Raw genomic sequence first — 6,830 nt, 5'->3', positions numbered from 1 at the left:
CCAAGACGCGATCGCTAACATACCGCCAGGACGCAGCATCCGCCACAATTCGGCAACGGCAGCTTCCATGTCGGGTAGAAAGAAAATCCCAAACACACATACAATCGCATCAAAACTCGCGCTGGGCAAAGCTAATTCACTAAAATCCGCACATTGAAACTCAATATTTTGCAGTTCTTGCTGCTGGGCTTTGGTTCGCGCTAATTCGAGTAATGACTCAGCCAAATCGACACCCAAAACAGATCCAGTCGTCCCAACTTTTAAGGCTGCGGGAATTGCCGATGCACCAGTCCCACAACAGACATCCAAAACCCGCATCCCTGGCTGGAGATCGGCTAGCTCGATCGTCCGTTGCCCGAACCGATTCCAAAAAGATAGTGCTGGCGCGTCAAAATAATCGGCGGCTGAGTTAAAAGTGATGGTGGCTTTATCGATCGCTTCTTGTTTATTCATTTAGCTAGCTCAGTTGTGAATAGTTTTCGATCTTAGTAGCTGGAACAGATAGAATTAGAAACGGTCGATACCTTAGCATACCTATCGGACACGGCAGATGTCAGCAGCACCAACACCCAGATTAAATAATATCTTCAAGCAACTGATGTCCATGCACTGGTGGATGGCAGGTTTGTACTCGATCTTGTTTGCCAGCGGCATCACGATCGAGCGATTGCAGGATGGTGTGAGTTTTCGCAAATTATTATACGACGCTCACAAATCTTTTGGGGTATTGGTATTACTCTTACTCGGTTGGCGGGCGTTCCTGTTATTGAGAGTTTGGGGGCGTAAATATGCCAAGCACCTACCGAAATTAACCAGCAACTGGTATTTCAAAACGGGATTACACACCCTGCTCTATGTGATGATGGTGGCCGTCCCGCTGAGTGGTTATTGGTTATCCAATGCTTACCATGCCAATAACATCAGCTTGTTTGGAATTCCAATGCCCGACATCTTTCCTGTTGATGGCGAAGCCGCATCCCAAGCTGCTGCCGCTCATAGTCGCACATCCAAGGTTTTTGCGATCTTCATCGTCGTCCATTTCGTTGCGCAGTATAAAGTAGTCAAAGCAAACTGGCGCAGATTAGTGGCGTGGATTGTTAAAATAAGAGCAAAGGGGTAGCAGGTAATTCGAGCTAAGCTCTAATGATTACCGCTCTGAGATTCATTGCTTGCTGCCATAATTTGCGGGTACCCACAAGCGGCGTTTTTATGCGGGGGTTCCCCCCGCATAAAAAAACGTCAAGACGGGGCACCCCTACAAATTGTTGGTTGAAACGGGAACGTACAGAGATATGAGACTCCAAACTTTTTAAGGCAATCGCCATGTCTAATCTTACTAGTATCGAATCTCCAGTTGTTGCCGCTCGATCGCATACATACCAATGGATCTGGCAAGGACAGCCATTGAGCATTGCTGATGACACCCAAGGCGAGGGATCGCCAATCCTGCTTTTACCCGCCTTTAGCACTGTTTCTAGCTGTACTGAGATGTTTGGCTTGGCAGAGTTGTTAAAGTCCCAGTTTCAGGTGACGACTGTTGACTGGCCTGGGTTTGGGGATTCCGATCGTCTGCGGCTGGATTATGCGCCGCCCTTATATCGTCAATTCCTCGCGGATTTCGTGCGCGATCGCTATGCATCCCCAGTGACGATTATCGCCGCCGGACATGCGGCAGGATATGCCCTAAATCTCGCCGCTACGATGCCCGATCTGGTTGCTAAGTTGGTTTTAGTCGCACCGACGTGGCGGGGGCCTCTGCCGACGATGGCGCGGGGACAAAAGCCCTGGCAAAAGACAGTGCGCGACCTCATTCGTACGCCGATCCTCGGTCAATTTTTGTACCAATTAACTACCACGCCGAGTTTTCTGGCATTCATGTATCGGCGACATGTCTATAGCGATCCAAACACGCTAACTCCTGCCGTACTCGATCGAAAACGTCAACTGACGCAACAATCAGGAGCCAGATATGGTGCGGGAGCATTTGTGACTGGCGGACTCGATCCCTATCTCGATCGATCCGCAGCCATCGCCGATCTCCAGTCTCTCACCATACCCACATTCATCGCGATCGGGCAAAGCAGTCCCCCCAAATCCACCGCCGAAATGCAAGCCCTCGCCGCCGTCCCCCACGTCGTCAGTCAGACATTACCAGGCACATTAGGCATGCACGAAGAATATCCCGCTGAGATTTATGCGACGATTTTACCTTTTCTTTTAGAGGCTGTCTGAAAACGCCATTTTGTTGAGCTTAAACCTTAGAAGATCCCCCTAACCCCCTTAAAAAGGGGGAACATGATTCTTAGTCCCCCTTTTTAAGGGGGATTTAGGGGGATCTACCCACGAAAAACGAAGCAATTAAGACTTTTCAGACATTCTCTTAGAGGGTAGGGGATAGTGAATAGTGGATAGAGGGTAGAGAGTATAAACTTGGACGCTTGCGTCCTATCAACTATCAACTATCTATCCCCTTCCAAATAAGGCTGAAACTTGCCGCTTGGCGTCCATTGAATGGCACCATCGCGGCTAGTATAGTAGACGCGAACTTGCTTTCTTTCTAGGAGTTTGACTGTTTCGGGGTCGGGATTGGATGTCGCGGCGATCGCGACTTGAGGGTTGATTTTGGCGATCGATCTTTCCGTTAATCTACCGCCACTCCAATACAAAGTTTGAGCGGGAACGAGGTGTTGCAGATCGATCGCTGACTGGGTGAGATCGCCGGTATCGCTGCCGATGGCGAGCCACTTTTGACCGACTTCGGGGATATCGATTTGGAAGATCGGCGGACTGGCTTCGAGCGCGGTAATTTCGATCCGATCGAATATTTGAGTTTTACCGATTGGCAATGTCTCGAATTTAATCGTGCTATTAGTTTGACTGTTACCGATACTATAGAAGTTATGAATCGGGATAACTCGATCGAGTGTTTGCCAACTATTGAGGGCGGGTAAGTTGGGATTGAAATCGATCGCGCGATCGACATGATTGACTGCTTGTTGCTGTAAAAATGGCTGGACGACAAATCGTGCGGTACTCTCATTGCCACTATTGACTAAGATCGTTTGGCCGCGATCTTGAATCACTAAAATCTGCCGATCTTTACTCGCTAAAGCTGTGATTTGGAGTTCGGTAGTTTTTAAGATTGCTAAAGGCAATAAAACTAATAATAGGCCACCCACTAGCGGTAACTTCCAATTTTTTTGCCATTTAGGAACTACCCATACGCCCAAAATAATTCCATACAGAGCGATTAACTGCCATAACCCCAGTTGACCGACGGCAAATGATGCTCCTGGCAGATAATTAAACAGATCGACAATGCCAATTAGGAGCCAAGTCGGTAGATATAACAGCCAAGAAACCGCACTTCCGGCGATCGGCAAAATCGCGCCCACTAAGGCTGCCACCGTCCCCCCAATACTGACAATACTAATCAATGGACTAGTCAGAATATTAGCGGGCAACGCATAGAGCGGGAAAACTTTAAATACATATAGCTGAATCGGTAATGTCCAAATTGTCGCCGCGAGAGGCACGCTAATTAATTCGGCGATCGTCGGTGGCAACCAATCTAGTTTTGCTTGGATGGGTTCGACCGTGACGATTAATCCTAACGTCGCCAAGAAACTCAATTCAAAGCCAACATCCCAAACCCATAAGGGGTTGATGATTAATAATAGCGTTCCGGCCAAAAATAACGAACTTAACGGATCGATCTGGCGTTGAGTTCGCAACCCAATTAAGACCGCCATTCCCATTACTACCGATCGGACTACTGCCGCCTGAAAGCCAGTCAAACCAAGGAAAATTAGCAAAGCTAACGCGCCGATGTTCGATTGTGCGACAGGGGATAAGCGGTTACGAGTCAGGCTCAAAATTGCCCCCAGAATTAACGATACCTGAAACCCCGATGCCGCCAGCGCGTGTGCCAGTCCCACCCTGACGAATCGATCGTGCAGATCGAAGGGTAAATCCACCGCATCCGCACCCAGCACCATCGCCGTCACCAATGGCCCCACGGGGACATCCAACCACTTCACCTGCGCTGCCGCAATTCGCTGGCGCAATTTTCCCCAACTCCACTGTTGCGTCTGGCTTTCATCGGGTACCCGCAATTGGACGCCCCGCATCCCCGCAAAGCCACCCGACTGACTCAGATAATCGCGAAAACTAAATCCGCCCGGATTGGCATTGGCTTGGGGCAGATACAACGTCCCCGTAATCGACACCTCCACCCCAGGCTGAAGCCCCGTCCCGCTCTGCAAGGGCACGGTCACATACACTCGACCGCTGACTGCTTTGCTCACGTCAGCAGGGCGCAAATTGTTGCCCTGAATTTCATTTAGCTGAGTGGCTGCCAGCCAAAATTGACTATTTTGATTGCGGGTGATGCGGGGATAACTATCGACTGTACCTTGGACGATCGTAAATTGAGTAGTACCGCGCTCGGCAGTGGCGGCAACGTAGGTACTAATATCGTTGGCGGCAATTTTGGGAACCCGCCATTCGAGATAAATACTCGCACATGTGGCAATCGCGATCGCCACTGCCAAATATTGCCATGGTGGACTCTGTTTCCAGCGGCGCGGGAGTTGCCATGCCAGGGGGATGGCAACGATAATTAATCCCCATCGCACCCACGGGTTGAAGGTGACGAGCAAACCAATGACGTAAGCCAGACAAAGGAAGATCGCAGCTTGGGTATTCCGCATGAGGCAATTGACGATCGGTTATGGGGGATTGGTGAAGCTCGATTTAGTTCGCTCATCAGTAATTAGCACTGGCGATCGAACATGAGAAATTATCGCTAACTTTTGTGCGAGCGATCGCGTCTCAATCGATCGTCCAACTGTATAGTGACAATCTAAATTAAAGCGATCGGCGATCGAGATCGTTAGCTTCAAGCTTTTCTCTGTCTAGCTTACAGCATTATTACCCCATAAACTCGTTAGCCTCTTTTCGATCGACTAGCGGTTGTAAGTGTGAGACGCACTCTGCCAACCCAGGGTATTTCCGGAGGATAACCGTCGCTACGAGTCCAAATTCCTAGAGCCTGCTGCTAGCAAGCCGATCGAGAATTCTAGCATTTGGCGTTATAATTAAGACAAGTGCCTAAATTATGGTGAGTTATGGCTCCATCAACACAATTACTGGATATTTTAGGAATTCCAAGTTCGACAAATTCTTCAGCAATCGATCGTGCTGAAATAGTACGACAAGGATTATCGATCGCATCTTTTAAGCGAGTTGCAAATTACTATCAACTCTCAGATGCTCAGATGTCTAAGGTGGTGGGAACTTCAGTCCGCACGATTGTCAGACTTCAGAAAGAAGATAAACCTTTAAACTCCACTTGGTCAGATCGATTGTACCGATTAGCGAGAGTTGCGGCTCAAGCACAAGAGATATTTGAAAGTGCTGACACGGCGACAAGCTGGCTGAAGCGACCCAATCGAGGACTAAATGGTCGTGTGCCTGTCGATTTACTCGATACGGATGCAGGTACAGAGCAAGTTGTGGAATTACTCGATCGAATTGAATATGGAGTATACAGTTGAGTTTTAGTTTGTGGCGAATCTCTAAGCGGAAGTATGCAGACACAGCTTTCAGTGGAGAAGGTGCCAGAAGAGTTGGCGGACGCTGGAATTCTCGCGGACAGGGGATGGTTTATACTTCGGGAACTCTGTCATTAGCAGCATTAGAAGTCTTCGTTCATATGGAAGTAGAAGATGTGGCAACGATGTTTGCTTACATTCGAGTTGATGTACCTACAGAAGTAAAAGTCGATTACCTAGAAGTAGCTCAGTTACCTCCAGATTGGCGTAACATTCCCGCACCTGCTGTTTTGACAACTATGGGCGATAACTGGTTTAGATCGGGTTCGACAGCGATTTTAGCGGTACCTTCGGTGGTTATTCCCTTAGAGTACAATTATTTAATTAATCCATCGCACCCCGATTTTGTGAAGTTAACTGTAGAATTGCCACAACCATTTGAGTTAGATCCCAGACTTTGGAAAAGTAGTTAATCGACAAAACACTCCAGTTCAGGAATAATCATCAGCATCGATCTAATCTGCGCTCGCAACTTGTAAACAAACGATCGTCATTCAACCAATTTTACAGGTAAGTTCTTAATCTGAGCAGCGAACCACATGGCAACGTTGCCATTATCATCATCCATCCGTTCTAATGTTCGATCTAATAATTCGATCGACAATCCTATCAGCGCAACAGATTCGATACATTCTTGATATTTGCCATCCACTAATCGAAAAGCCAGCACCCGTTTTCCGCGCACATCGACTACCCAATATTCAGGAACTTCTAAGGTTAGATATAGTTGTTTCTTTTCATCTAAATCGCTGGCTAAAGTGGTGTCGGCGATTTCAACTGCTAAATCGGGTACGCGCCACTTATTTAGATCGACTCGACGCGATTCACCCGATTGATATCGAGGAGCATTACCGCCGATATATACAACTTCATCTGGTGCAGCTCCTCGATCTGTGGGCTTTTCTAGTACGCAACCGCCCAGCAGATCGAATTTAACATCTCCTTGCTTGACAAACCAGCTATACAAGATCATTGTCAGCAGTTTATTAAATCTTGAATGGTTGATACCTTCGTTACCAATATCCTCAATCCACATCACTCCGCAATTAAAGAAAACGCGCTCTAGCTCACTCTGAGGGTTTTCGACACGGTGAAGATAATCCTCCCAGGTGGCGGATGACTGTCGATCGATAATAACAGGTGGTGAGGTGGCGATAATAGCAGTCATGGGCGATTACCTATCAATCTGAATCTCTAGATACTTTGACTTTACCG

Annotated in this window: 8 protein-coding genes; 4 read left to right on the top strand and 4 right to left on the bottom strand. The window is 47.9% G+C overall.

Annotated elements, in window-relative coordinates; translation table 11 throughout:
- Positions 1–453, bottom strand: a 453-nt coding sequence (locus RMO84_RS01990) for a methyltransferase domain-containing protein (RefSeq protein WP_310486782.1), incomplete at its 3' end; no start/stop codon positions are given.
- Positions 454–550: 97 nt separating this feature from the next.
- On the opposite strand from RMO84_RS01990, the gene RMO84_RS01985 reads away from it, so the two are divergent.
- Entirely contained in the window at positions 551–1,120 is a 570-nt protein-coding gene (locus tag RMO84_RS01985; protein WP_310486781.1) for a cytochrome b/b6 domain-containing protein, read from the top strand.
- Positions 1,121–1,323: 203 nt separating this feature from the next.
- Positions 1,324–2,232 (top strand): alpha/beta hydrolase, encoded by a 909-nt coding sequence (locus RMO84_RS01980; protein ID WP_310486780.1) that lies wholly within the window; start codon positions 1,324–1,326, stop codon positions 2,230–2,232.
- Between the two features lie 227 nt (positions 2,233–2,459).
- On the opposite strand, the gene RMO84_RS01975 is transcribed toward RMO84_RS01980, so the two are convergent.
- Both RMO84_RS01975 and RMO84_RS01970 read right to left on the bottom strand, forming a co-directional pair.
- Complete coding sequence (locus tag RMO84_RS01975) at positions 2,460–4,712, bottom strand: ComEC/Rec2 family competence protein (protein ID WP_310486779.1); 2,253 nt, start codon at positions 4,710–4,712, stop codon at positions 2,460–2,462.
- A gap of 18 nt (positions 4,713–4,730) precedes the next feature.
- Entirely contained in the window at positions 4,731–4,904 is a 174-nt protein-coding gene (locus RMO84_RS01970) for a hypothetical protein (RefSeq protein ID WP_310486778.1), read from the bottom strand.
- Between the two features lie 225 nt (positions 4,905–5,129).
- On the opposite strand from RMO84_RS01970, the gene RMO84_RS01965 reads away from it, so the two are divergent.
- Positions 5,130–5,558, top strand: coding sequence for an antitoxin Xre/MbcA/ParS toxin-binding domain-containing protein (locus tag RMO84_RS01965; RefSeq protein ID WP_310486777.1), 429 nt, complete (start codon positions 5,130–5,132; stop codon positions 5,556–5,558).
- A complete protein-coding gene (locus RMO84_RS01960; protein ID WP_310486776.1) occupies positions 5,555–6,028 on the top strand; it encodes an RES family NAD+ phosphorylase in 474 nt (157 codons plus the stop codon). Before RMO84_RS01965 ends, RMO84_RS01960 begins: the two co-directional genes overlap by 4 nt.
- Before the next feature lie 77 nt (positions 6,029–6,105).
- On the opposite strand, the gene RMO84_RS01955 is transcribed toward RMO84_RS01960, so the two are convergent.
- Positions 6,106–6,783, bottom strand: coding sequence for a Uma2 family endonuclease (locus tag RMO84_RS01955; protein ID WP_310486775.1), 678 nt, complete (start codon positions 6,781–6,783; stop codon positions 6,106–6,108).
- Positions 6,784–6,830 lie beyond the last annotated feature (47 nt).

Source organism: Chamaesiphon sp. VAR_69_metabat_338, from assembly GCF_031423935.1.
In the GTDB taxonomy this organism is placed as follows: domain Bacteria; phylum Cyanobacteriota; class Cyanobacteriia; order Cyanobacteriales; family Chamaesiphonaceae; genus Chamaesiphon.
The sequence above is the reverse complement of the archived record's forward strand: the minus strand, read 5'-3'. Positions and strand labels throughout refer to the sequence as shown.

What these genes read in the sequence shown, in the direction of transcription:
- RMO84_RS01985 (WP_310486781.1), top strand. Translation starts at nt 551, where the DNA reads ATGTCAGCAGCACCAACACCCAGATTAAATAATATCTTCAAGCAACTG.
- RMO84_RS01980 (WP_310486780.1), top strand. Translation starts at nt 1,324, where the DNA reads ATGTCTAATCTTACTAGTATCGAATCTCCAGTTGTTGCCGCTCGATCG.
- RMO84_RS01975 (WP_310486779.1), bottom strand. Translation starts at nt 4,712, where the DNA reads ATGCGGAATACCCAAGCTGCGATCTTCCTTTGTCTGGCTTACGTCATT.
- RMO84_RS01965 (WP_310486777.1), top strand. Translation starts at nt 5,130, where the DNA reads ATGGCTCCATCAACACAATTACTGGATATTTTAGGAATTCCAAGTTCG.
- RMO84_RS01955 (WP_310486775.1), bottom strand. Translation starts at nt 6,783, where the DNA reads ATGACTGCTATTATCGCCACCTCACCACCTGTTATTATCGATCGACAG.